The sequence below is a fragment of the Polaribacter sp. Z022 genome, from assembly GCF_023555495.1.
Taxonomy (GTDB): domain Bacteria; phylum Bacteroidota; class Bacteroidia; order Flavobacteriales; family Flavobacteriaceae; genus Polaribacter.
The window spans coordinates 179,410-203,410 of sequence record NZ_JALCZO010000002.1; the positions used below are offsets into that span (position 1 = coordinate 179,410).

Genomic DNA, 24,001 nt, shown 5'->3' on the forward strand with positions numbered 1-24,001 from the left:
AAATTGAAGAGAAATATTTTAGCGAACACTTTTCTTTAACTAAGATTCATTAAATTTATATTTTTAATGTAACAAAATATAATTTTGAGACACTAATAATTGTCAACTATAATAATTAAGTTGATTTCAATAAATTGCTAGAAAAAATATGGAACACAACTCAACTTTCCCAATTAAAAAGAATGAATTAGATATACTTCGTGATGAAGCTTCAGGATATTTAAAATCTGTTCAATGGGAGCAAAGTAATAGAGCTAAAAATAAAGACAAAGATGCAAAAGACGATTCTATATTATTGTATTTATCTAGAGCAAACTCTGGTTCTAATGTAGAAATAACTTCGGTTTCTAAAACAATATTGGCTTTAAAAAAGAGGTTGTTGCCAGACTCTATTGCCATTCCTGTATATTTAAATCAAACTTTATATGCAGTTCAAGAAGGAATTACTTTAGGAATTTGGATAAAAGATAATTATTACGATTCATCTGGTTTATCCTCTTTAAACGAACGTAAATCTGCATTAGATTCTCAAGGAAAAAGAGAGTTTGAAAGTAAAATACAAACTGCAACTGCTTTTCAATTGTTTGCAACATCGTATAAAATTTTGCACGATTTAAAACCTCACGCTTCTGATGATTTATCAGTAATGAAACAGAAATTTGCAGGTATTCCAGAAGTTTCTTTGCTATCACCTTTAAAAGGAATTGCATGTGCTTTGTTTTATTATGATAAATATTTAGGGCATCCAGAAATTATAAAATCAGACAAAGATGTTATCGATTTTACAGTTGTTTTTTATGAAGCCTTATTGGATGAAATTCAGCTTAGAAAAAGTAGTTTAGAGTATACAGAAACCATTGTAGATAGAACTTATAAATTAGAAAATTCTGAATTTGCAGTCTCTGGATGGGAAAACGCATTTTCTGGAACTGCAAAAAGTGTTGAGTTTAATAAAATTCAGTTTGAACAAATTGTAGGAAATAAAGACGCAAAACATTTTGCAAGAAGATTAACAGAACGAATGTTAAGTTATGATTTTGATGCAAAGAAAAACCCATTTCAAGAATTAGGTGGTTTTATGCCTGTTTTTATGGGATATGGAATTCCAGGAACAGGAAAATCGATGTTAATTGCAGCAATTGCAACACGTTTAAAAGAACACTCAGACAATTTAGACATTCCGTTTTTGTTTCATCCAATGCCAGATACTTTAATCTCTACTTTTCAAGGAGGTTCTGCAGAAAAAATGGTAGAATGGATGAAGCCAATGCAAGATCCTTCAAAATTAATTTTTGCACCCATAGATGATGCAGAAAACAATTTACAAGAAAGAACTGCACAAGGAGTTTCTGCAGGTGTAAAAGAAGTTATAGGTGTTTTCTTACGTTATACAGAAGGCGCATATGCTGTAAATTATGGTAATTCATCAATTGGATTATTTACCAATTTACCAGAAATGTTAGACAAAGCTGTAATATCTAGAGTACAAGGAAGGTTTAAAATTGATGGAGCAAGAACAGAACATGATTTTTTAGACCAAGATTATATTTGGTGGAAAAAGTTCGAAAAAACAATGCCAGATTTTGTGAACATGCAAAACCCTTCAAATTATGAGTTTTTAAAAGACCAGGGATTAACAAAAAGTATGGGAGAAATCTTAAGTTCTATAGAAAAACCTACAGAAGCAAGAGTTTTAGAAGCTTATGATAAAGCAGAAAAGAATCATAGATCTAATGAGCATTTATTCTTTGCAATTTTATATAAAGAAATTCAGAAAATATTTCCATTCTTTTCATCTAGAGATGTACGAAACATTCAGTCTGCAATTTCATTGCGATTAACAGATTTTGATTTAGAACAAGATTGGTTTGAAAATCCAGAAATTTATTTCAAAAAAGATTATAAAACCAAGTTTAATATGTTGCAAGAATTAATGAAAGCAAACATGAAAGGTTTAAACTTTTCTGAAGTAAGAAGGCAAGAAGTTGTACGTTATTTAGACAATGTTGCAACAATTGCAGATACAGATTTTAAACGTAAAGTAGATGCAAGAGTAAATCAAATGAATATAGATTTAGAAGCAAGAAGAAACTTTGATAATGGAAATTAATAGAATTAAAAATGTTACCTCAAAAGTAATTTCGAATATTTGGGCAAAATTAGAGCAAGTTAGTTTCGATTTTACTTTTAAAAACGGAAAAACAGAACGTTTAACCCACGAAGTTTATGGTAGAAATGATGGAGTAGCTATTTTGTTATACAATCCTTCAACAAAAAAAGTTATACTTTCTAAACAATTTAGAATTCCTATGTATGTTGCTGGTGTAAAAGAAGGGTTTTCTATTGAAGTTTGTGGAGGTGCAATTGATAAAAATGAATCTCCAGAAACTACTGTTATTAGAGAAACAAAAGAAGAAGTAGGTTACAATGTTAATGAGTTACAAAAAGTAACTACACTGTTTTTATCACCAGGATTAATGAAAGAACAAGTACATTTATTTGTTGCAAAATATAATGATGATGATAAGGTTGAAAAAGGAGGAGGTTTAGAAGCAGAAAGTGAAGAAATTACAGTTTTAGAAACAGATTTTAACGATGCTTTGCATATGGTTAAAACTGAAGAAATTATAGACGCAAGAACTATTTTGTTATTGCAATATGCACAAATTAATCAATTGTTAGATTAATATGGATAAACTAATAAAAGCTAATTTATATAGAAGCGAATCAATTTCCATCAGCGGAAAATTGGTAGAACGTTATAATAAATGTTTAGTAAAGTTAGGTTTTACAGAAACCAAACTAAAAAAGTTTACCATAGATGGTATTGGTTGGAGTCCTGAAATTGCAGAAGAAAAAGAAGAATCTTTTTACTTAAATAACGGAGAAGCAAATACGCATGCAATAATTATTACTCCCAAACAAAAGGGTTTACCTGTATACAATCCTTTTCATTCTTTTGATAAAGAATTAATGAAAGTAGTGTTTAAAAAACACGAAAAAACCATTAATGATATTACAAGAGATTCTGCAATTTGTATAGATTTTGACCAAAAAATTGATGTATTTTATGAACCTTTAGACGTTTTAAGGTATAAAGATATTGTTATTAAATTTCATTTAATAGACAATCTTAATAAAGCAAAAGAAGAACAGTTAAAATTAATTGATTCTTTTAATTATGAAAATAATTTTATTGATGAAGAAATTCATAAACAACTTTTAATCTCTGCAAAAAAATATGGAGATTTAAGAGAAAGAAATTTAACGCTTGAAGAAATTAACTTTACAACAGATTCCTTTTATACAAAAGCATTTGGGGGTGTTTTTTTACTCAGAGATTTAGCAATACCCATTTTAATATTTGAAGATGAAGAAACCTATAAAGAAGCAATAAAAGATACTACTTATGATGTTTTAATGTATCATATTTCTCATACAGAAATGATTGATAAACTTGTTAGTTATAATGTTTTAGAGTTAGAAATAGAAGAAGAAACAACTAAAAATAGATATCATAGAATTCAGAAATTTATGTTTTCTTCTTATTTAAAAGAAACAAGATATCCTATAAAAGAAATATTACAAGATGGTATTTTGTTTAAAAGTTATTTAAATAAAGTAGATATTTCTACGAGAAAAAAAGTGATGAGTTTAGAACGATTTTTAGACAAACAAAAAGTATCTAAAAATCTTAATCCTAAAGAAATTATAGAAGAAGAAATATACATAGCATTACACAAACCACACTCATCATTAAAACCAAATCATCAAGATTTAATATGGAGTTTGTTGGTAAACATTGTTCCAAAAGATGTGTTATTTATGTATTGGTATGATAAAGAACAGTTTTATCAATTATTTACAACACTAGAAGACTCTACTCAAGATTGGGTAATTGAAACAATTTGTAACAATTTTTAGAAAAAATAGACTAATTTTATAAAGAAGTTTAATCAAATATTATGACATTAGAAATTATCATATTTATTGCAGCAATTTTATTAGGAATTGTAATTTATTGGAGAGAATCTCAAGGAAATAAAATCTATCGATTGTTTAATAAATTAATGAATTCTAAAGAATTACAAATGATACCTACAGATAAAAAAGGTTTTGTTTTTAAGCAAAACTTCATCTTAAGATTGGTTTATATTTCTGTTTTTTTCTTAGTAGGAATTTTAATAACACAATTTTTAATGCCTATAGGTATAGCTGCAGTTTCATTATTTGTATCAATGATTGTAGGTACATTAATAGGTACTTACATTGCTGGAGCTATTTTTAAATCGTCAGAAATAATAGAAGAACAAACAGAATCTATAGAAGAAAAATTTGAAGAAGTAATAGAAAAAGGAAAAGATTTTATAGAAGATTTTCAAACAAAAGAAGTAGAAGAGGTTAAATTGCCTAAAGAAAAATCAAAGGAAGAAACCAAAAGTGCTAGAGAAAGATTAAAAGATAAAGGATTATTATAATAAAGTTGGAAGAAGAAAGTAGGAAAAAAAGATGTCCAAAAAGAAATATTTAATTAATTACCATTTAAATATTTAACAGTAAGAACTTCAAACTTTTAAAAATACAATGAAAAATAGGTGTGATTGGAAACTTCCAATTTCATACTTCAAACCATAAACTATGATTAAAACATATTGGAATAAAGGATCAAAACAGAAAAAGAGAGTACTATTATTTGGTGTTATTTTAATAGGATTATTGTTCTTTTTAAGAGACGATTATCAACCAGCATTGTTGTTTTTTAGAAAATTTATTTTCATAATTATACTATGTTTTGTAGTACTGTTTTTAGGCTTAAGAAATTTTAGAAAATCTGCTAGTACAGGTGGTAGAATAGGAATTTTATTTTTTCTATCACTCTTTTTTGGAGCTTTATATTATGTAGGTTGGAGTATGAATTTTTATGATTATATGAAAACCTATAATGTATTTAATGATTTAAATAAAGTAGAAATAAACGAACTTCCTTTAACTCAAAATGAGAGAATTCAACCTTTAAGAAATATTTTTTCGATGGCAAACGAATCTGTTGGAGAAACCAAAGATGTTTCTTTGCCACATTTAGTTAGAGTAGATGGTCATAATCAATGGACAATGGCAATTCAGCCAACAGAAAAGTATGTTTGGCAAGGAATTAAAGACAACACAGAAGAAGTTTTTTCGGTTTCAAGTACAACACCATTTCCGCGTTTTTCATCAGAAAACAGAATTCCAGTTACATTTTCTATAGGAGAATCTTTAAAGTTTAGTAGAAATACTTACAATGCAGTTGTACAACGTTTAAATCCTTGGATGTTATTTAATTACGAACCAAGTGATACTTATTACATGAAAAATGATAAAGGTGCTTGGGTTGAGGTTGTCAGTTTAATAAAATGGAAAGGTTTCTTTTTTCCTTATCCAACTTTTGGAGGAGTAATGGTTATTGATAATGGAGAGCATGATATAAAAGACTATTTAGAGAGAATTACTATTGGAAAAGGAACCTATATTTCTCCAGAGGAAATGAAAAACTATAACTACTTAACAAGACAGAATACTTTGGCAGAAAGAGTTTCTCGTTTGCAAGCAGAAAGTTTAAAGTTTTTAGCAGGATTTTCAGATCCACTTCCTTGGAATATGGAAAGTGCAGTAAAAATACCAGATGCACCTAAAGATCAAAATAAACAACCATATGTAACCGATTTCGATTTTTCTGATAGTAAAGAAAAAGCGTATAGTGGTTTGTATCATTGGTTTGGTTTAGAACCTGTTGGTAGCGAAAGAACCAGTTTAAGTTACAGTGTTTTTATTCCTGCAGATGGTACAGATAAGTTATATTATTACAATCATGCAGCAAAAAAACAAGGTTATGCAGGTGTTTCTGCTATGCCTTTAAAAGTAAAAGAATCTAAAAAAGAATACGATTGGAATGCAAATACGCCTGTAGAATTTAGACCTTATATAAAAAACATTGCAGGTAGAAAACGTATGTTTTTCTTAGGTACAGTTTCTACAATAAGTAGTGATAATCCAGAACAATTTGATGGTTCTGCTACTCCAGATTTAGCATTGGTAGATAGTGAGTATAGAGATGTAGTTTGGATCAATTCTAAAAAACCAAGTACTTGGAATGAAGAGGTTTACTCTCAATTAAATGAAGCTTGGAGAACTAGTGAAAACACAAATATTTACTTTGAAAAAGAGCACACAGTTTTAGAAAAAAACCAACAAATTTTAGATTCAATAAAATTACTTTCTAAACAAGAAATGAAACGTCAAGAAATAGAGAAACTGCAAAAACAAATAGATTCTCTTAAAAAGAATAACTAGTTTTATTACAAGTTTACAAAGCAATTTCTTTAAGTAAATAGTGTATTTTATTAGCAGCTATTCCTGCTTTCATTACTCGCTTTTTTTGTTGAAAAAACAAAAAAGAGCTCAAACACACCATTCAATCAGGGCTAAACTTGTTTGTTAACTTATTATACTATTCAAACAAAAAGAGTTTTTAAAGTTTTAAAACCATTTTAATATCACTTCTTTCATATGGAGAGTTTTTTTCAACAGGAATCTCTACAAAACCATATTTTCTATAAATGTATATGGCGTTTTCAAGTTTTCTACTAGAATAGAGTATAAGAGATTCTAAACCTTTATTTTTAGCAAAAGAAATACAATGTTGCATTAATTTTTGCCCAATTTTAAAGCCTCTGTATTTAGGTGACACTGCCATTTTAGTTAATTCAAATAATCCATCTTTTGTTGGCATAAGTGCTACTGTACCTACAATGTTATTATTCAATTTTGCAAAAAACACAAAACCTCCTTTATTAATAATGTACTTTTCTGGGTTGCTTAATACTTCTTCATCATAAGGTTCTACATAAAAATATTTTTGCAGCCATTCTATATTAAACTCATAAAAATGAGGTGCATATTCATTTTTATACGAAATAATTTCTATCAACTTTATTTTAGCATTCATATTAATATGATTAATTATAGCTTTACTAAACCTTTCTTCTTCAAATTTGTTTTCTAAAATATTTAAATGCTCTACCAAAGAATTAGAGGTTATTTTTGTATATCTTTTAATTGTAAATTCTATACTTTCCCAAACAGGAGTAATATCTGTAACTAACTTTTTTCCTTTGTTAGAGAGTTGTATTTTTTTCTTTCTTTTGTCATTTTTGTCTTCAGTTATTTTTATCAAACCTTTTTTTAATAGTTTATTTAAGGTTTGTGTTACAGCAGGTTGTGAGGTGTTTAAACTGTTTTTAATATCATTGTTATTAACTCCTTTGTTGTTTTTTATAATTTTAAATACTGCAAAAAGATAAGGGTCAAAATCTATATTAAATTCATCATATACCAATTGAGTTTCTCTCATCATAAACTCGCTTATTCTCTTTAATCTAGAACCCAATCCTAAATCTCCAAAACCTCTTAGTGCATCCATATCAATAAATAATTATATAAGTACTTATGTAAAAATATAATTATTTATTTAAACTTTAAAACATTTATATAAAAACAAATATATTCCTTGAAAATATATTCCTTGGAATATATTAATAATTTTTACTATCTTTGTATAGAATTTAAAACATATTAAAAATGAAAACAACAAAAATTATTTATTACATATCTACTGCATTATTAACTTTATTAATGCTTTTTTCTGCTGGAATGTATTTTTTTAATCATACAGAAGTAGCAGGTATGTTCACCAATTTCGGATACCCAACATATATAATTTATCCATATGCAGTTGCTAAATTATTAGGTGTTATTGCAATTTGGTTTTTAGGCAATAAACCTGTAAAAGAATGGGCTTATGCTGGTTTTTTCTTTGCCTTTATTTTAGCTTTTTTTGCACATGTTATGATTAGTGATGGAGAACAAATGGGAGCTGTAGTTGCTATGATTCTTTTAGTTACTTCTTACATTACTAATAAAAAAATTAACAATGGATAAAACAAAAAAAGCAGCTGTAGTTTTGTCTAATAAAAACTATTTGGCAGAAGTAAAAACAAGAAATCATTATTTAACTATAGATGAACCAGTAGCTTCTGGAGGTGATGATAATGGGCCAACACCAGTAGAATATTTACTAACAGCAATTGGAGGGTGTGTTTCAATTACGTTAAGAATGTATGCAGAAAGAAAAGGTTGGGATGTAGGTAAAATTACTGTTAATGTTTATCAAAAAGAAAAACAAACATCAGAAGGAATAAAAAAGTGGTTAGAAGAAGAAATTTCTTTTGAAAAAGAAATAACTGAAGACCAAAGAAAAAGATTGCTAATTATTGCAGGTAAATGCCCTGTTGCAAAAATGGTAAAAGGAGAAACAGAAATAAAAAGTAGTATTCAATAATTTAATTGGCAGTATTAGTTTTAAGTATGTCAATTAGCAGTTTGTTAGAGTGATTTTTCTTTTTTGAAAAATTGTATCGAGAACAATTAAAAAAATATAAAAATTATGAAAAAAATAGTAGTATTTGCAGGTAGTAACAGTAAAAAATCAATCAATAAAGAATTAGCAGTTTTTACAGCAAGTTTAATAGAAAATGTTGAAGTTCAAGTTTTAGACTTAAACGATTATGAAATTCCTGTTTATGGTATTGATGATGAAAATGAGTTTGGAATTCCAGAAAAAGCTGAAGAGTTTTTAAAGAATATTCACAGTTCAGATGGTATCATTTTATCGTTAGCAGAACATAATGGTAATTTTTCTGCAGCTTTTAAAAATATTTATGACTGGTCATCAAGAATCAATAAAGAAGTATGGAATAATGCACCAATGTTAATAATGGCAACTTCTCCTGGAGGTAGAGGTGGAGCTACTGTATTGTCTATCGCAAAAAACGGTTTTCCACATTTAGGAGGTAACATCGTTTCAGATTTTTCTTTACCTAGTTTTTACGATAATTTTAAAGACGGAAAAGTTGTTAATGAAGATTTATTAGACACCTTAAAAGTAGCAGTAAATACATTTAGTGATTCTTTAAAATAATAATATGGGTGATATTTCTAAAGACATAAATTCTAAATTTATAAGCGATAAAGTAAAAGCGTTAATAAATATAAAATATACTGCTAATTGGCTAAGTAGTAAGGAAACAGATTTTTTTAAACCTTATGGAATTTCTCCACAACAATATAATATTCTAAGGATTTTAAGAGGAGCAAAAGAAAAAATCAAAGTGCAAATTGTAAAAGATAGAATGATTGTTAGAGCACCAAATGCAACACGTTTAATGGACAAATTATGCGAAAAAAGCTTAATAGAAAGAGAACGTTGTGAGCATGATAGAAGAGTAGTATTTGTAAAAATAAAAAAACAAGGTTTAGAATTATTATCTACAATTGATGAAAATCAACAATTTAATTTTTTAGATAGAATTACAGAAGAAGAAGCCACAATATTAAGCAATCTTCTTGATAAAATTAGATAGGTAATATCTCTTTAAAAGCTAAAAAAATATAACATTGTTAATGTCACCTTTAGCGCAATCAAAAGGTTCTAAAATGTATTAAATCATGAAAACATATAAAACAATACAACATAAAGCAACAAGTCCTTTAGTAAATATGGGGGCTATAAGATTGCGTCAACCATTGCCAACACAAGGAATAGAAAACGTAGATCCATTTTTATTATTACACCATTATGGACCTTATGCAATTTCAGAATTCAACAATCCTTTCGATTTAGGCCCACATCCTCACAGAGGTTTTGAACCCATTACTTTGCTTTTTAAAGGCGAACAATTGCACAGAGATTCTTTAGGAAATGAAATGTTGGTAAAAGCAGGTGATGTTCAATGGACAACTGCTGGACGTGGAATTATTCATGCAGAAGGACCCACCAAAGAGTTTGTAAAAAAAGGAGGCGATTTAGAAGGCATCCAATTGTGGTTAAACCTTCCTGCAAAAGACAAAATGATGACACCTAATTATCAGCATTTATCAGAAAAACAGATTCCAAAGTTGTTTTCTAATGATAAAAAAGTACAATTGAATATCATTGCTGGTAATCAAAACAAAGAATCAGGATTGATAAAAACACAAACAGATGTCAATGTTTTTACAGCTTTTGTAGAAAATGAAGGTAAAATGGAAATTGAGATTCCTCAAAATCATCAATCATTAATTTATCTCTTAGAAGGAGAAATTTTGGTAAACAATTCAGAAACTTTGCAAAAAGGAGATAATCAAATGGTTACATTCAATCAAGATGGAAATTTAATCAGTTTTGAAGCCAAAAAAAATAGTACACTTTTAATTTTATCTGGTGAGCCAATTAAAGAAAAGGTTACTCAATATGGTCCATATGTTATGAATACGCAAACAGAAATTTTAGAAGCCATGAGAGATTATCAAGCTGGTAAAATGGGCTATTTATATTAGGGCGTTTCTTTCTCTTAAAAGCATTTAAGACCAAGTCGTGCTTTCGGCAGTCGCTATTTTCAGAAAAAAGAAAATGAGCTCCAACAAAGCCTCAATCACTAACGCAAAAAACTCAAGATAGAAAAAATCTTGTTAAAAGGTGTTTAGCTCATTAAAAAAAACTGTCTATAACAATATAATTTATTTAGAAAATGATTCTTTAAAATTTAATATTTAAAGATAATTTTAGGTTCAACAATTAAATAGTTTTTATTATAAAGTATTTTTTCAAAAAAAAATACTTTTTTGTTTTTGTATTAAAAAAATATATACATTTGTTGCACTTATTTTAAGTAAAATTGTTAAGTTTTTCTTATTTCGGAAATAACTTTCCATTGGAGAATGAAAGTTATATCGCATTTTGGAAATGCAACGAAAAAATTAAGGTGTCTCCGTTTTCTTTTCTAAAAGTAGTGCAGTGTAATTTTAGACTGCATTTAGTTTACTTGCAAATATTACAGTGATAATCATCTCTTTTTAAGAGTTGTAATTTCTATGCTTTAACTTTTTTCAGTTTTAGCCTGGACAGATTTATCCTATAATTAATTTAAATAAAGTGAACACAAAATACATAGATTTAATCGAACAAACATTCGATTTTCCTCAAGAGGAATTTAAAACAGAAAACAACAAATTATTTTGGCATGGAGTAAATTTAATGGAATTAACAGCGAAATATGGTGCTCCATTAAAATTTACATACCTGCCTAAAATTTCAGAAAACATCAACAAAGCAAAAGGATGGTTTCAAAATAGTATGGAAAAACATAACTATAAAGGCAAATACTTTTATAGCTATTGTACAAAAAGTTCTCATTTTAAACACATATTAAATGAAGCTTTAAAAAACGATATTCATATTGAGACTTCTTCAGCTTTTGATATTGATATTGTAAACAATCTTAAGAAAGAAGGAAAAATAAAAGACACCACTTTTGTTATTTGCAACGGATTTAAACGAGATCAGTACATCAAAAATATTGGGGGTTTAATCAATTCAGGACATAAAAACTGTATTCCAATAATCGATAATTATGAGGAGTTGAATTTGTTAATGGATGAGACTGACCAAAAATTAAATGTAGGAATTAGAATTGCTTCAGAGGAAGAACCAAAATTCGAATTTTATACCTCTAGATTAGGTATTGGATATAAAAACATTGTTTCTTTTTATGAGCGTGAAATCGCTGAAAATCCTCAGGTTGATTTAAAAATGTTACACTTTTTTATCAATACAGGTATTAAAGACAATGCTTATTATTGGAATGAATTGATGAAATGCTTAACAGTCTACATCAACCTTAAAAAAGTATGTCCAACTTTAGATAGCTTAAATATTGGAGGTGGATTTCCGATTAAAAACTCATTAGCTTTTGAGTACGATTATCAATATATGATTGATGAAATTATCAATCAAATTAATGAAGCGTGCAAAGAAGGTAACGTAGATGTACCTAATATTTTTACAGAATTTGGAAGCTTTACAGTAGGAGAATCTGGGGCAGCGATTTACGAAGTATTGTATCAGAAAAAACAAAATGATAGAGAACGTTGGAATATGATTAACTCATCATTTATAACCACTTTACCAGATTCTTGGGCAATAAATAAGCGTTTTATTATGCTACCCATAAACAAATGGAACAGACAATATGAACGTGTTTTATTAGGTGGTTTAACTTGTGATAGTGATGATTATTACAACTCTGAACAGCACGTAAACGGAATTTACTTACCTGTTTACGAGAAAGATAAACCTTTATATATCGGTTTTTTTAACACAGGTGCATATCAAGAATCTATAGGTGGTTTTGGAGGATTGCAACATTGCTTAATTCCACATCCAAAACATTTAATTATTGATAGAGATGAGCAAGGAAATATCACAACCAAAATATTTAAAGAGCAACAAAAAAGTAGCGAATTATTGTCCATTTTAGGTTATGGAGAAGTTACAGATACAACACAAAAAGAAGTAGAATTAATACAACAAGAAGTGTTTTAACACATCAAATTATAAAATGAATACAACAAAAACTTATGCAGGAATTCCACAAGAGTATGGAAACCTGTCAACATCAAAAATCGTAATTATTCCTGTTCCTTATGATGGAACAAGCACATGGCAAAAAGGAGCAGACAAAGGGCCACAAGCATTCTTAGAAGCATCAGAAAACATGGAATTGTTTGATATTGAAACCGATTCTGAAGTTTATAAAGAAGGTGTTTTTTTAGCAGAAGCAGTTACAGAAAATGCATCACCAGAAGCTATGGTAGATGCTGTGCATCAGGAAACTAAAAAGTATATCAACAGAAACAAATTTGTAACTGTCTTTGGTGGAGAGCATTCAGTTTCTATTGGTACAATTCGTGCATTTAATGAATGTTTTTCAAATTTAACTGTATTGCATATTGATGCTCATGCAGATTTAAGAAAAGAATACGAAGGGTCTTCTTGCAACCATGCTTGTGCAGTATATGAAGCGAACCAAACAACAAATTTGGTGCAAGTTGGTATTAGAAGTATGGATATTAGTGAGAAAAGAGAAATGAATACTGACAAAGTTTTCTTTGCACATGACATGGCTGTAAATGAAGATTGGATGGATGATGTTATAGACCAATTAACAAGTAATGTGTTTATCACTTTTGATTTAGATGCTTTAGATCCATCAATAATGCCATCTACAGGAACTCCTGAACCTGGTGGATTATTATATTATGAAACGTTAGAGTTTTTAAAACGTGTTTTTGAAGAAAAAAATGTGGTGGGTTTTGATATGGTTGAACTATGCCCAAATCCAACAGAAAAATCTTCTGATTTTTTAGCGGCAAAATTGTTCTATAAAATGTTGAGTTACAAATTTGTAGAAAATGATTTTTCGTATGATAATGGAGATGATGAAATGGTGAATCCATTTAGTAAATTATCAAAATTTAAAAATGACGACGACGATTTTTAAGGAATTATGAAAGTCGAAAATATTGAAAATATAGAATTGCTAAAAGATTTAAATCAATTTGGAAGTGTGCGCAATTTAAAAGATAGAAGAACAGATATTTTTGAAGAAAAAAAATAAAAAATTAAATTAAAATGATCAATACAAACTCAAAACCAATTTCAGAATTTTTAGAAAAGTATTTTCTACATTTTAATGCTGCGTCTTTAGTTGATGCAGCTAAAGCATATGAAACTCAATTAGAAAAAGGCTCTAAAATGTTGGTTTCTTTAGCAGGAGCAATGAGTACTGCTGAAATAGGAAAGATTTTTGCAGAAATGATACGTCAAGATAAAGTACATATTGTTTCTTGTACAGGTGCAAATTTAGAAGAAGATATTATGAATTTAGTAGCTCATTCTCACTACAAAAGAGTTCCTAATTACAGAGATTTAACACCTCAAGACGAATGGGATTTGTTACTAAAAGGATTAAATAGAGTTACAGATACTTGCATACCAGAAGACGAAGCTTTTAGAAGATTGCAAAAACACATTGTTAAAATATGGAAAGATGCAGAAGAAAATGAAGAGTGTTTTTTTCCACATGAATTTATGTATAAATTGATATTGTCTGGTGTTTTAGAAGAATATTATGAGATAGATTTAAAAGATTCTTGGATGTATGCAGCAGCTCAAAAAAACTTACCTATGGTAGTTCCTGGTTGGGAAGATTCAACAATGGGTAACATATTTGCTTCTTATGTTTTAAAAGGAGAACTAAAAGCAGCTACCATGAAATCTGGAATTGAATATATGACTTTCTTAGCAGATTGGTATACAGAGAATTCGAAAAATGGAATAGGATTCTTTCAAATTGGAGGGGGTATTGCTGGTGATTTTCCAATTTGTGTAGTGCCTATGTTGTATCAAGATATGGAAAGAGAAAACACTCCTTTTTGGAGTTATTTCTGTCAAATTTCAGATTCAACTACTAGCTATGGTTCTTATTCAGGTGCTGTACCCAATGAAAAAATTACTTGGGGTAAACTAGACATTGATACTCCTAAATATATTATTGAAAGTGATGCAACCATTGTAGCACCATTAATTTTTGCTTACTTGTTAAATATGTAAAACAATGTTATTTCAAATGAGCTTTTTTAAGCGATTTTGGAATATCACATTAAATTAAAAAAAAATGAAAAGAGTAATCGTAGAATACGCAAAATTAACCAAAGATATTTTAGACATGCTTATTGAAAAATATCCTGATGGTTATGATTATGAAGACATCATTTCCTTTAAAAATGCAAAAGGAGAAACTGTGAAAGCTGTTGAAGTAAAAACAGAAGATACTTGTTATTTAGTCAAAATTAGTAATCGTTTAGAAAATGCAATGGAAGAATATGCTGAAGATGAAGATTTCTTTGAAGATAATGAAGATTTTGATGTAAATGAAGGATAAACAAAGTAAAAGCTAGAAAATATTGATTTTAAAAAAAGTTCTGATAGTTTTTATTATCAGAACTTTTTATACGTTTATTACTGATTAAATTTATTTTGATAAATAATTGTATCTTGCAATATATTATGCATGCATAGTAAATTTAATTCCAGTTTTATGAAATACAAATACATTTTTGAGCCCTTAGATTTAGGTTTTACAACCTTAAAAAACAGAATTTTAATGGGTTCTATGCACACAGGTTTAGAAGAAGAAAAAAACGGAATTGATAAAATTGCAACCTATTATGCAGAAAGAGCAAAAGGTGGAGTAGGATTAATTGTAACTGGAGGAATTTCTCCAAACATACAAGGTTGGACAGCACCTTTTTCTGCAAGAATGTCTACAAAAAAACATGCAAAGCACCATCAGAAAATAACAAAAGCAGTTCATAAAGAAGGAGGTAAAATTTGTATGCAAATCTTACATGCAGGTAGGTATGGTTATCATCCATTTAATGTTGCCCCATCAAAAATTAAATCACCAATAACACCCTTTAAACCATTTAAATTAAGAGAATCTGGTATTAAAAGAACTATTAAAGATTTTGTAAAATGTGCAAAACTATCTAAACTAGCAGGTTATGATGGAATAGAAATTATGGGTTCAGAAGGTTATTTAATCAATCAATTTATAGCTAAAAGAACCAATAAAAGAACAGATTCTTGGGGAGGAGATTATGCAAATAGAATGCGTTTACCAATAGAATTGGTCAAACAAACAAGAGAAACTGTAGGTAAAGAGTTTATCATTATTTACAGATTGTCTATGTTAGATTTGGTAGAAAATGGTTCTTCTTGGCAAGAGGTTGTTCAACTAGGTAAAGAAATAGAAAAAGCAGGTGCCACCATTATAAATACAGGAATTGGTTGGCATGAAGCCAGAATTCCAACAATTGCAACTTCGGTTCCAAGAGCTGCATTTACTTGGGTAACTAAAAAAATGAAAGAAAAATTATCAATTCCTTTGATAACTTCTAACAGAATAAATATGCCAGAAACTGCAGAAAAAATCCTTTCAGAAGGAGATGCAGATATGATTTCTATGGCAAGACCATTTTTAGCAGATCCAGAATGGGTAAATAAAGCAGAACAAGAAAAAGCAGATGAAATTAATACTTGTATTGGATGTAATCAAGCTTGTTTAGACCATGTTTTTCAACAAAAAGTAGCCAGTTGTTTGGTAAACCCAAGGGCTTGTCATGAAACAGAATTAAATTACAATCCAACAGAAAATAAAAAGAAAATTGCTGTTGTTGGTGCAGGTCCTGCAGGATTAGCTGCAGCAACAATTGCTGCTCAAAGAGGTCATAATGTAACCTTATTTGATGCAGAAAAAGAAATTGGAGGTCAATTTAATATTGCAAAACAAATTCCTGGTAAAGAAGAGTTTTATGAGACTTTACGTTATTTTAAAAAACAAATTGAAATTCATAATGTCAATTTAAAATTAGAAACAAGAGTTTTGATTGATGATTTAAAAAACTCAGATTTTAATGAAATAGTTTTAGCTACAGGTATAAAACCAAGAGAATTAACTATAGAAGGCATAAATCATGAGAAAGTTTTAAGTTATATAGATGTTTTAAAACATAAAAAACCAGTTGGTAAACGTGTTGCTGTCATTGGTGCAGGAGGAATTGGTTTTGACGTTTCAGAATATTTAACACATAAAGGAGAAGCAACTTCTCAAAATATAGATGCTTGGTTAAAAGAATGGGGAATTGATAAATCTTTAGAAGCAAGAGCAGGAATTGAAAACATGCAACCAGAATTTGAACCATCACCAAGAGAAGTTTTTATGTTTAAAAGAAGTAAAGGGAAGTTTGGTGGTAACTTAGGAAAAACAACAGGTTGGATTCATAGATCTACTTTAAAAAAGAAAAAAGTTCAATTTATTGGAGAAGTTTCATATACTAAAATTGATGACAAAGGTTTGCATTATATTCAAAATGAGGAAGCTAAAGTTTTAGAAGTTGATAATATTGTAATTTGTGCAGGTCAGGTTCCGTTTAAAGAATTATATCAACCTTTATTGGATGTAAATAAAAATGTTCATGTAATTGGTGGTGCAGATTTTGCTAGTGAATTAGATGCTAAAAGAGCAATAAATCAAGGAGCAAGATTAGCTGCAAAACTTTAATTTTTTTAAAACTTTGTATTAATAACAAGTTTTTTAATAGAAGTACATCTAAATATGATGTATAATTTAAACAAATCCAATAATGAAAAAGATACTTTTTATTTTAATAGCTTTTTTAACTCTTAATGTTTTTGCACAACCTCCTGGAGGAAGGGGTAGAAGAGGTGATGGTCAAGGTCCTTCATCTAATAATAATCAAAAAGCACAAAAATTTAATGCTAGTAATGTAGCTAGAATTTTTTATTATGATATTGATAAAGCAATAAAGAAAACAAAAGTTAAAAAAGAAGAAAAGCAATTATCTATTAAAAAGATAATTAAAAACTACAATTTAAAAATTAAAGAAATTTCATTTTTAAACTCTCAAAAGTTTTCAGATTTAAATCTTGTTGTCAATTCTGGTTCAAAAAATATTTTACCAGAAGAAAGAATGAAAATGAGGAAAAAAGTTAATGAAATTATTCGCCCAATAAGAGATGAAATTCATGAGCTTGAAAAGGAGTTAAATAATAATTTAGAAGAAGTTTTAACTGAAAAGCAATTTAAAAAGTGGTTAAAATACCAGAAAACTCAAAGAGAAAAATTAATGCCCAAAAGAGCTCAAAACGGTCAAGGTCAGAGACAAAGACAAGGGGGGATGAATAATGGTAGAGGAATGAGAAGGCAATAAATAAAATGAATCCAACTTTTGTTGGATTTTTTAATTATAAGAAATCTATTATTTGTTAAAATATAAAAAGCTATTTTTAGAAAAATTATAAAACTTAAATATGAAATTATTCACCGTTAAAGAAATCAACTCACTTTTAAATGGTGAATTAATTGGTAATTGTTCTGATAACATTTATGCTCCAGAGCAAATTGAAAATGCAGTAAAAGGAAATATAACTTTTATTGGGAACTCTAAATATGCTCGTTTATGGGAAAAATCTAATGCAAGTATCGCTATTGTTTATGATGGAATAAAAATTATACCAAGAGAAGGTAAAGCATTTATTAAAGTTAAAAATCCAGATTTAGCCATGGCAGTTTTATTAGAAGCCTTTGAACCAGAGGCACCTTTTTTTGAAACAGATATTCATGAAACAGCAGTTATTGATAAATCTGTTAAATTGGGTAAAGGATGTAAAATAGGAGCAAATTCTTTTATTGGTAAAAATGTTGTTTTAGGAGATGATGTTATAATTTATCCTAATGTTTCAATTTTTGATAATACAACAATTGGAAATAAAACTATTATTTGGTCTGGAACAGTTATAAGAGAAAGAAGTGTAATTGGTAGTAATTGCATTTTTCATACAAATGTAAGTATTGGAGCAGATGGTTTTGGTTACAGACCTAGTGAAAAAGGGTTGACTAAAATAATTCATATTGGTAATGTTGTTATAGGTAATGCTGTAGAAATTGGAGCAAATTCTTGTGTAGATAGAGGAAAATTTAGTTCAACTATTTTAGGAGATGGATGTAAAATAGATAATTTAGTACAAATTGGTCATAATTCTGTTTTAGGAAAATGTTGTATTATGGCAGGAAGCAGTGGATTAGCGGGTTCTGTAACTTTAGGAGATGGTGTAATTATAGGAGGAAGTGCATCTATTAAAGATCATGTTACAATACATTCTGGAGCTAAAGTTGGTGCAGGTTCTGGTGTTATTGCTGATGTTCCTGCAGGTAAAACTGTTGTAGGTTACCCTGCTTGTGACTCAAGAGAAAAAATGAAACAATGGGTAGCTTTACGTAAACTAGGAAGAAATTAGAATTCTTAGAAGTATTATTGTTATTTTTGAGAAAAAAGAAAATGAAAAAAATACTATTTACCCTAATTACTTTATGCTCCTTAAATATTTTAGCTCAAAATTCTAGTAGAAATCTTTCTCAAAAAGACATACTTGCAATGGGAACAGTAAAGTTTAAAGCAAGTGATGCATCTGGTATATTTTATTATGATATTGATAATGTTATAAAAAAGGTAAAAATTAAAGATGCTGAAAAACAATCTTTAATAAAAGAGGTTTTAAAAAAATACAATGAAGAGATTAAAATAATCTCGCAAACAAATAGACAAAATTTTTCGGACATAGATGTTGTAATAAAGTCTATGGAAAGTATAAAAGATCCAACTACTAAAAGTAGAATTCTTAAAAAAGTTGAAGGATTTATTAAACCTATTAAAAGCGAAGTTGAACTTTTAGAAAAAGAGTTAAACTTAAAACTAAAAAATTTACTTTCTGAAAAGCAAAATAAAAAATGGTTGAAATTTCAAAATAAAGAAAAAGAGAAAAGATTGCCTGCTATTGGTGTAAAAAGAACCCTTAAATATATGGTTCAAACAAAAAAATATTAATAGTAGACCTTAAACTACTTTTTTTATTTGCTACTTATATGTTAAAAAAAAATAAATAACGATATTTGCGATTCAACAAACTAATTACGAATTATGGGAATGAATAAAAATACTGTCCTTGGTTGGGCAACATTAATAATGATAGTTGTAGGACTTGGATTAATCGCAATTGGAATTTTTAAATATAGAGAAGTTTCTGCTTGGGGTTTTGCAGCTGTTGGTGTTGGTTTCTTTTCTATAGCCTGGGTTTTTAACGCCTTAAAAGGAAGAGTATAAAGTCTACATTTTTAGTAGCAATTTTCAAAACTAATTTTTCAAATAAAATATAATAAAATGTCAGACGATAAGAAAGTCATTTTTTCAATGAATAAGGTTTCTAAAACCTATCAATCAACAGGGAAACAAGTATTAAAAGATATCTATTTAAGTTTTTTCTATGGAGCAAAAATTGGTATTCTTGGTTTAAACGGATCAGGTAAATCAACATTATTAAAAATTATTGCAGGTGTAGAAAAGAATTTTCAAGGAGATGTAACTTTTTCTCCAGGATATAAAGTTGGGTATTTAGAGCAAGAACCTCAATTAGATCCAGAAAAAACAGTTATAGAAGTTGTAAGAGAAGGAGTTGCAGAAACAGTTGCAATTTTAGATGAATACAACAAAATAAACGACATGTTTGGTTTAGAAGAAGTCTATTCTGATGCAGATAAGATGGAAAAACTAATGAACCAACAAGCAGAATTACAAGATAAAATTGATGCTGCCAATGCTTGGGAATTAGATACCAAATTAGAAATTGCAATGGATGCATTAAGAACTCCAGATTCTGATAAGAAAATTGGTGTACTTTCTGGAGGAGAAAAAAGACGTGTGGCTCTATGTAGATTATTATTACAAGAACCAGAAATTTTATTATTAGATGAGCCTACCAACCATTTAGATGCAGAATCTGTACATTGGTTAGAACATCATTTAGCACAATATAAAGGTACTGTAATTGCAGTAACGCATGATAGATATTTCTTAGACAATGTTGCTGGTTGGATTCTTGAATTAGATAGAGGAGAAGGAATTCCTTGGAAAGGAAACTATTCTTCTTGGTTAGATCAAAAATCTAATAGAATGGCACAAGAAAGCAAAACAGCTTCTAAGCGTCAAAAAACATTAGAAAGAGAGTTAGAATGGGTTCGTCAAGGAGCAAAAGGTCGTCAAACAAAGCAAAAAGCGCGTTTGAAAAACTATGACAAATTAATGAGTCAAGACCAAAAACAAGTTGATGAGAAATTAGAAATTTATATACCTAATGGTCCACGTTTAGGAACCAATGTTATTGAAGCTACAGGGGTTTCTAAAGCTTTTGATGATAAGATATTATATGAAAATTTAGAATTTAATCTTCCTCAAGCAGGTATTGTTGGTATTATTGGTCCTAATGGAGCTGGTAAAACAACTATTTTTAAAATGATTATGGGAGAAGAAACTCCTGATAATGGAAGTTTTAAGGTAGGTGAAACAGCAAAAATTGCCTATGTAGATCAAGCACACTCAGATATTGATCCAAATAAAACAATTTGGGAAAACTTTTCTGACGGTCAAGATTTAGTAATGATGGGAGGTAAGCAGGTTAATTCTAGAGCTTATTTAAGTCGTTTTAATTTTTCTGGAAGTGAACAGAATAAAAAAGTAAATACACTTTCTGGAGGAGAAAGAAACAGATTGCATTTAGCAATGACGCTTAAAGAAGAAGGTAACGTTTTACTTTTGGATGAGCCAACAAATGATTTAGATGTAAATACTTTAAGAGCTTTAGAAGAAGGTTTAGAAAACTTTGCAGGTTGTGCAGTTGTAATTTCGCACGATAGATGGTTTTTAGATAGAATCTGTACACACATCTTAGCTTTTGAAGGTAATAGTGAAGTATATTTCTTTGAAGGTTCTTTTTCTGATTATGAAGAAAATAAAAAGAAACGTTTAGGAGGAGACTTAATGCCTAAACGTATTAAATACAAGAAGTTAATTAGATAATTAGCTAAATATATTTCTATTTAATTTTTATTGAGCTATGATAATAGTCATAGTTAAAAATTTAGGTAAAACTTATTTTTAATAGTTGTTCAAAAAGAACAATTTCAATAATAATTAAATAGAAATATTATGAAAAAATATTTGTTAAAACTTTCTTTTCTAATGCTTTCTGCATTAGTTTATGGTCAAGCAGGTCATGTTATGCAAGGTGTTGGAGCCGTTAATATGTCTATGGGAGGAGCTGCAACAGCACAACCTTTAGATATTTCTGGTGCTTTACAATGGAATCCTGCATCTATTTCAACGTTTAATGATAAAATAATAAAACTTGATGTAGGTTTATTCTTTTCTTCTCCAAAATTATATTCTACGGTTCCAGAATTTGATAATTTGGGTCAACCAACAGGAAATTTCTTTTCTGGTTCAACAGAAGATGATAGAGGTGTATCTCCTATGCCAGCAATAGCTATGGTTTGGGGTAAAGAAGATAGTAAGCATACTTTTGGAGTATCAGCATTTGGTATTAGTGGATTTGGAGTTACTTTTCCAGAAAGTACAACAAACCCTATAAATATGCCACAAAGTATGGGTGGTTTTGGTAGAATAGAATCAGATTATATGTTAATGCAAGTAGGGTTAACTTGGGCATATGAACTAACAGATAAATTATCTTTAGGTGTACAAACAAATTTTAATTATGCAGCTTTAGAGTTAATGCCAAACCCAACAGCGAATCCAACTGCAGCAGGATATCCTTCTACAGATAAAGCTTCAGCAACTGGTTTTGGAGCTCAACTTGGTGCATTTTACGACTCACAAAAGGGATTGAAATTGGGTGTTTCTTATAAAACAACTCAAAGTTTTAGCGATTTTGATTTTGATAATACTTATTTAGACGCAACAACAGGTACTAATAGTTTTAATATGGATTATCCTGCTATTTTATCGCTAGGTTTAGGATATTCTAAAAATGATTTTGATTTTGCATTAGATTATAGAAATGTAAACTATGAAAACACAGATGGATTTTCAGAAACGGGTTGGACAAACACAGCTTCTGTAGCTGGTTTTGGTTGGAAAAATATTTCTATTATTTCTGCAGGATTACAATTTAAAGGAATTGATAAGTTGCCATTACGTTTAGGATATACTTTTAGTAAAAATCCTATAGAAAATGAAGTAGCTTTTTATAACATTCCTGCAACTGCAATTATAAAAAATGCATACCAACTTGGATTTAGTTATTTAATAAGTGATAAATTTACTTTAGATGGAGTTTATCATTATGGAACTAGTAATGGAAAAACTACAGGTCAGTTACTAAACCCAATGTTTGCAAGTCCTACAAATATGTATGGTGCTATTCCTGGTAGCGAAGTTTCTTATGAAATGAATACTTCTATGTTAATGTTTGGTTTTAGTTACAATTTTAGCAAATAAAAGATAACTTTAATTAATACACATAAAAAGCCTCATTTCTATAAAGAAATGAGGCTTTTAACTTCTACTTTTTCTATCACAACTAATTAGTAGTTAGTTGGTGTTCTTTTTCATTTTATGATATTACAAAAATATAGAACTACCTGTTAAATAAACCACGTATAAATACCTGTTTTTTAACTTCTTCTTTTTCTTTCATTTTTATTAACTACTTTTCTTTTAGTTTTTTTATCTAATGTTCTACCAGTTGTACTTGGTTTTCTATTAACATTTCTTTCAGTTCTATTTATTGTATTAGAGTTTCTATTTGTTTTAACAGTAGCTCTTCTTGTACTTGTATTTTCTCTAGTTATCTTTTTATCTGTATTTACAGAAGTTGGTTTTCTATAAGTAGAATTGCTTCTTCTTGTGTTTTGTTTAGGAGTATTCTTTAAAATTGTTGAAGCTGGTTTTCTTCTTCTTAAAGTTTTACTTCTTTTACCAATTTTTGCATTCGGATTTGCTCTATAGTAATAGTAATTTTTATCTTCTCTAATTTTAGAATAGTTTCTTCTAAAGTCACTTCTATAGAAATAAGCGTCATTATAATTAAAAATATCACCAATATTTAAATTTATTCTGAAACCATTATGATTATAGTAGTTATTCTTTACAGTTCCGTAAAATATAGGATTTCCCCAATAATTATATCTTACTCTTAAATTCCCCACATTTGTTAATTGACCTCTATAATATCTTATAAAAACGTTTCCAATTCTAGTTACATTTCCTGATCTATCATAATTAATAAATGCATTTCCAATTCTGCTAATTCTACCTCTGTAATCTCTATCAATTCTAACACCTCTATCTCTACCATTGTTAAAATAGGTATCATTATAATGTGTGTTAAAATCAAACTCTCCATTTGTAAAAACAAAAAATTCAATTCCACGTTCAACAAAGTTTACGGCTTCGTTATAAGAGTAATTAAACCCAAATCTGTTTGGTAATTCATTGCCATTTTTGGCTTCAACAGTAGAAACCATCATGATCATTCCTAATAATATAAGTACACCTTTTTTCATAATATATGGTTTTAAGGGTTTTGCCTACTCTAATTACTTTTCGGCTTCCGTATTTGATTATCATAATTTCAAAGAGTGTGCCAAAA

23 protein-coding genes are annotated in these 24,001 nt (G+C 28.8%); 21 read left to right on the forward strand and 2 right to left on the reverse strand.

Features of this window, described 5'->3' with window-relative positions:
* Positions 1-148 precede the first annotated feature (148 nt).
* The 5 genes from MPF13_RS04565 (at position 149) to MPF13_RS04585 (ending at position 6,330) form a co-directional block, all read left to right on the forward strand.
* Positions 149-2,110 (forward strand): AAA family ATPase, encoded by a 1,962-nt coding sequence (locus tag MPF13_RS04565; RefSeq protein ID WP_249981147.1) that lies wholly within the window; start codon positions 149-151, stop codon positions 2,108-2,110.
* Positions 2,100-2,687 carry an NUDIX domain-containing protein gene (locus MPF13_RS04570; RefSeq protein WP_249981148.1) on the forward strand — a complete coding sequence of 196 codons (588 nt, stop codon included), beginning with the start codon at positions 2,100-2,102 and terminating at the stop codon, positions 2,685-2,687. Before MPF13_RS04565 ends, MPF13_RS04570 begins: the two co-directional genes overlap by 11 nt.
* A 1-nt stretch (position 2,688) precedes the next feature.
* Positions 2,689-3,924 carry a DUF6638 family protein gene (locus tag MPF13_RS04575; RefSeq protein WP_249981149.1) on the forward strand — a complete coding sequence of 412 codons (1,236 nt, stop codon included), beginning with the start codon at positions 2,689-2,691 and terminating at the stop codon, positions 3,922-3,924.
* Positions 3,925-3,965: 41 nt separating this feature from the next.
* Positions 3,966-4,478 carry a hypothetical protein gene (locus tag MPF13_RS04580; RefSeq protein ID WP_249981150.1) on the forward strand — a complete coding sequence of 171 codons (513 nt, stop codon included), beginning with the start codon at positions 3,966-3,968 and terminating at the stop codon, positions 4,476-4,478.
* Between the two features lie 160 nt (positions 4,479-4,638).
* Positions 4,639-6,330 (forward strand): hypothetical protein, encoded by a 1,692-nt coding sequence (locus MPF13_RS04585; RefSeq protein WP_249981151.1) that lies wholly within the window; start codon positions 4,639-4,641, stop codon positions 6,328-6,330.
* Positions 6,331-6,508: 178 nt separating this feature from the next.
* Here MPF13_RS04585 and MPF13_RS15640 read toward each other — a convergent pair whose 3' ends face one another.
* The gene (locus MPF13_RS15640; RefSeq protein WP_349666020.1) at positions 6,509-7,459 is read right to left on the reverse strand and encodes a bifunctional helix-turn-helix transcriptional regulator/GNAT family N-acetyltransferase; all 951 of its coding nucleotides are present in this window, start codon (positions 7,457-7,459) and stop codon (positions 6,509-6,511) included.
* A 158-nt stretch (positions 7,460-7,617) separates the two neighbouring features.
* Here MPF13_RS15640 and MPF13_RS04600 point away from each other — a divergent pair, with 158 nt between their 5' ends.
* The 16 genes from MPF13_RS04600 to MPF13_RS04675 all read left to right on the forward strand — a co-directional run bounded on the left by MPF13_RS04600 (position 7,618) and on the right by MPF13_RS04675 (position 22,848).
* On the forward strand, positions 7,618-7,977 hold the full coding sequence (locus MPF13_RS04600) for a DoxX family protein (protein WP_249981152.1): 360 nt from the start codon (positions 7,618-7,620) through the stop codon (positions 7,975-7,977).
* Entirely contained in the window at positions 7,970-8,377 is a 408-nt protein-coding gene (locus MPF13_RS04605) for an OsmC family protein (RefSeq protein ID WP_249981153.1), read from the forward strand. Before MPF13_RS04600 ends, MPF13_RS04605 begins: the two co-directional genes overlap by 8 nt.
* 105 nt (positions 8,378-8,482) lie before the next feature.
* A complete protein-coding gene (locus MPF13_RS04610; RefSeq protein ID WP_249981154.1) occupies positions 8,483-9,016 on the forward strand; it encodes an NADPH-dependent FMN reductase in 534 nt (177 codons plus the stop codon).
* Between the two features lie 4 nt (positions 9,017-9,020).
* Positions 9,021-9,458, forward strand: coding sequence for a MarR family winged helix-turn-helix transcriptional regulator (locus MPF13_RS04615; RefSeq protein WP_249981155.1), 438 nt, complete (start codon positions 9,021-9,023; stop codon positions 9,456-9,458).
* Between the two features lie 85 nt (positions 9,459-9,543).
* A complete protein-coding gene (locus tag MPF13_RS04620) occupies positions 9,544-10,413 on the forward strand; it encodes a pirin family protein (protein WP_249981156.1) in 870 nt (289 codons plus the stop codon).
* Between the two features lie 595 nt (positions 10,414-11,008).
* The gene (locus MPF13_RS04625) at positions 11,009-12,457 is read left to right on the forward strand and encodes an arginine decarboxylase (RefSeq protein ID WP_249981157.1); all 1,449 of its coding nucleotides are present in this window, start codon (positions 11,009-11,011) and stop codon (positions 12,455-12,457) included.
* A gap of 16 nt (positions 12,458-12,473) precedes the next feature.
* Positions 12,474-13,415: an agmatinase gene (gene speB / locus MPF13_RS04630; RefSeq protein ID WP_249981158.1), complete on the forward strand. Its 942-nt coding sequence runs from the start codon at positions 12,474-12,476 to the stop codon at positions 13,413-13,415.
* Between the two features lie 131 nt (positions 13,416-13,546).
* A complete protein-coding gene (locus tag MPF13_RS04635) occupies positions 13,547-14,527 on the forward strand; it encodes a deoxyhypusine synthase family protein (RefSeq protein ID WP_249981159.1) in 981 nt (326 codons plus the stop codon).
* A 64-nt stretch (positions 14,528-14,591) separates the two neighbouring features.
* A complete protein-coding gene (locus MPF13_RS04640) occupies positions 14,592-14,858 on the forward strand; it encodes a hypothetical protein (protein WP_249981160.1) in 267 nt (88 codons plus the stop codon).
* Between the two features lie 156 nt (positions 14,859-15,014).
* The gene (locus tag MPF13_RS04645; protein ID WP_249981161.1) at positions 15,015-17,039 is read left to right on the forward strand and encodes an NADPH-dependent 2,4-dienoyl-CoA reductase; all 2,025 of its coding nucleotides are present in this window, start codon (positions 15,015-15,017) and stop codon (positions 17,037-17,039) included.
* 82 nt (positions 17,040-17,121) lie between these two features.
* Positions 17,122-17,709: a hypothetical protein gene (locus MPF13_RS04650; protein WP_249981162.1), complete on the forward strand. Its 588-nt coding sequence runs from the start codon at positions 17,122-17,124 to the stop codon at positions 17,707-17,709.
* Between the two features lie 100 nt (positions 17,710-17,809).
* Positions 17,810-18,796, forward strand: a complete 987-nt coding sequence (gene lpxD, locus MPF13_RS04655) for a UDP-3-O-(3-hydroxymyristoyl)glucosamine N-acyltransferase (RefSeq protein ID WP_249981163.1) — start codon at positions 17,810-17,812, stop codon at positions 18,794-18,796.
* Positions 18,797-18,837: 41 nt separating this feature from the next.
* Positions 18,838-19,383: a hypothetical protein gene (locus tag MPF13_RS04660; RefSeq protein WP_249981164.1), complete on the forward strand. Its 546-nt coding sequence runs from the start codon at positions 18,838-18,840 to the stop codon at positions 19,381-19,383.
* A 93-nt stretch (positions 19,384-19,476) separates the two neighbouring features.
* Positions 19,477-19,659 (forward strand): CAL67264 family membrane protein, encoded by a 183-nt coding sequence (locus MPF13_RS04665; protein WP_249981165.1) that lies wholly within the window; start codon positions 19,477-19,479, stop codon positions 19,657-19,659.
* A 57-nt stretch (positions 19,660-19,716) separates the two neighbouring features.
* Entirely contained in the window at positions 19,717-21,408 is a 1,692-nt protein-coding gene (gene ettA / locus MPF13_RS04670) for an energy-dependent translational throttle protein EttA (protein ID WP_249981166.1), read from the forward strand.
* 129 nt (positions 21,409-21,537) lie between these two features.
* Positions 21,538-22,848: an OmpP1/FadL family transporter gene (locus MPF13_RS04675; RefSeq protein WP_249981167.1), complete on the forward strand. Its 1,311-nt coding sequence runs from the start codon at positions 21,538-21,540 to the stop codon at positions 22,846-22,848.
* A gap of 176 nt (positions 22,849-23,024) precedes the next feature.
* Here the strand turns inward: MPF13_RS04675 and MPF13_RS04680 are convergent, their stop codons facing one another.
* Positions 23,025-23,915, reverse strand: coding sequence for a hypothetical protein (locus MPF13_RS04680; protein ID WP_249981168.1), 891 nt, complete (start codon positions 23,913-23,915; stop codon positions 23,025-23,027).
* Between the last annotated feature and the right edge of the window lie 86 nt (positions 23,916-24,001).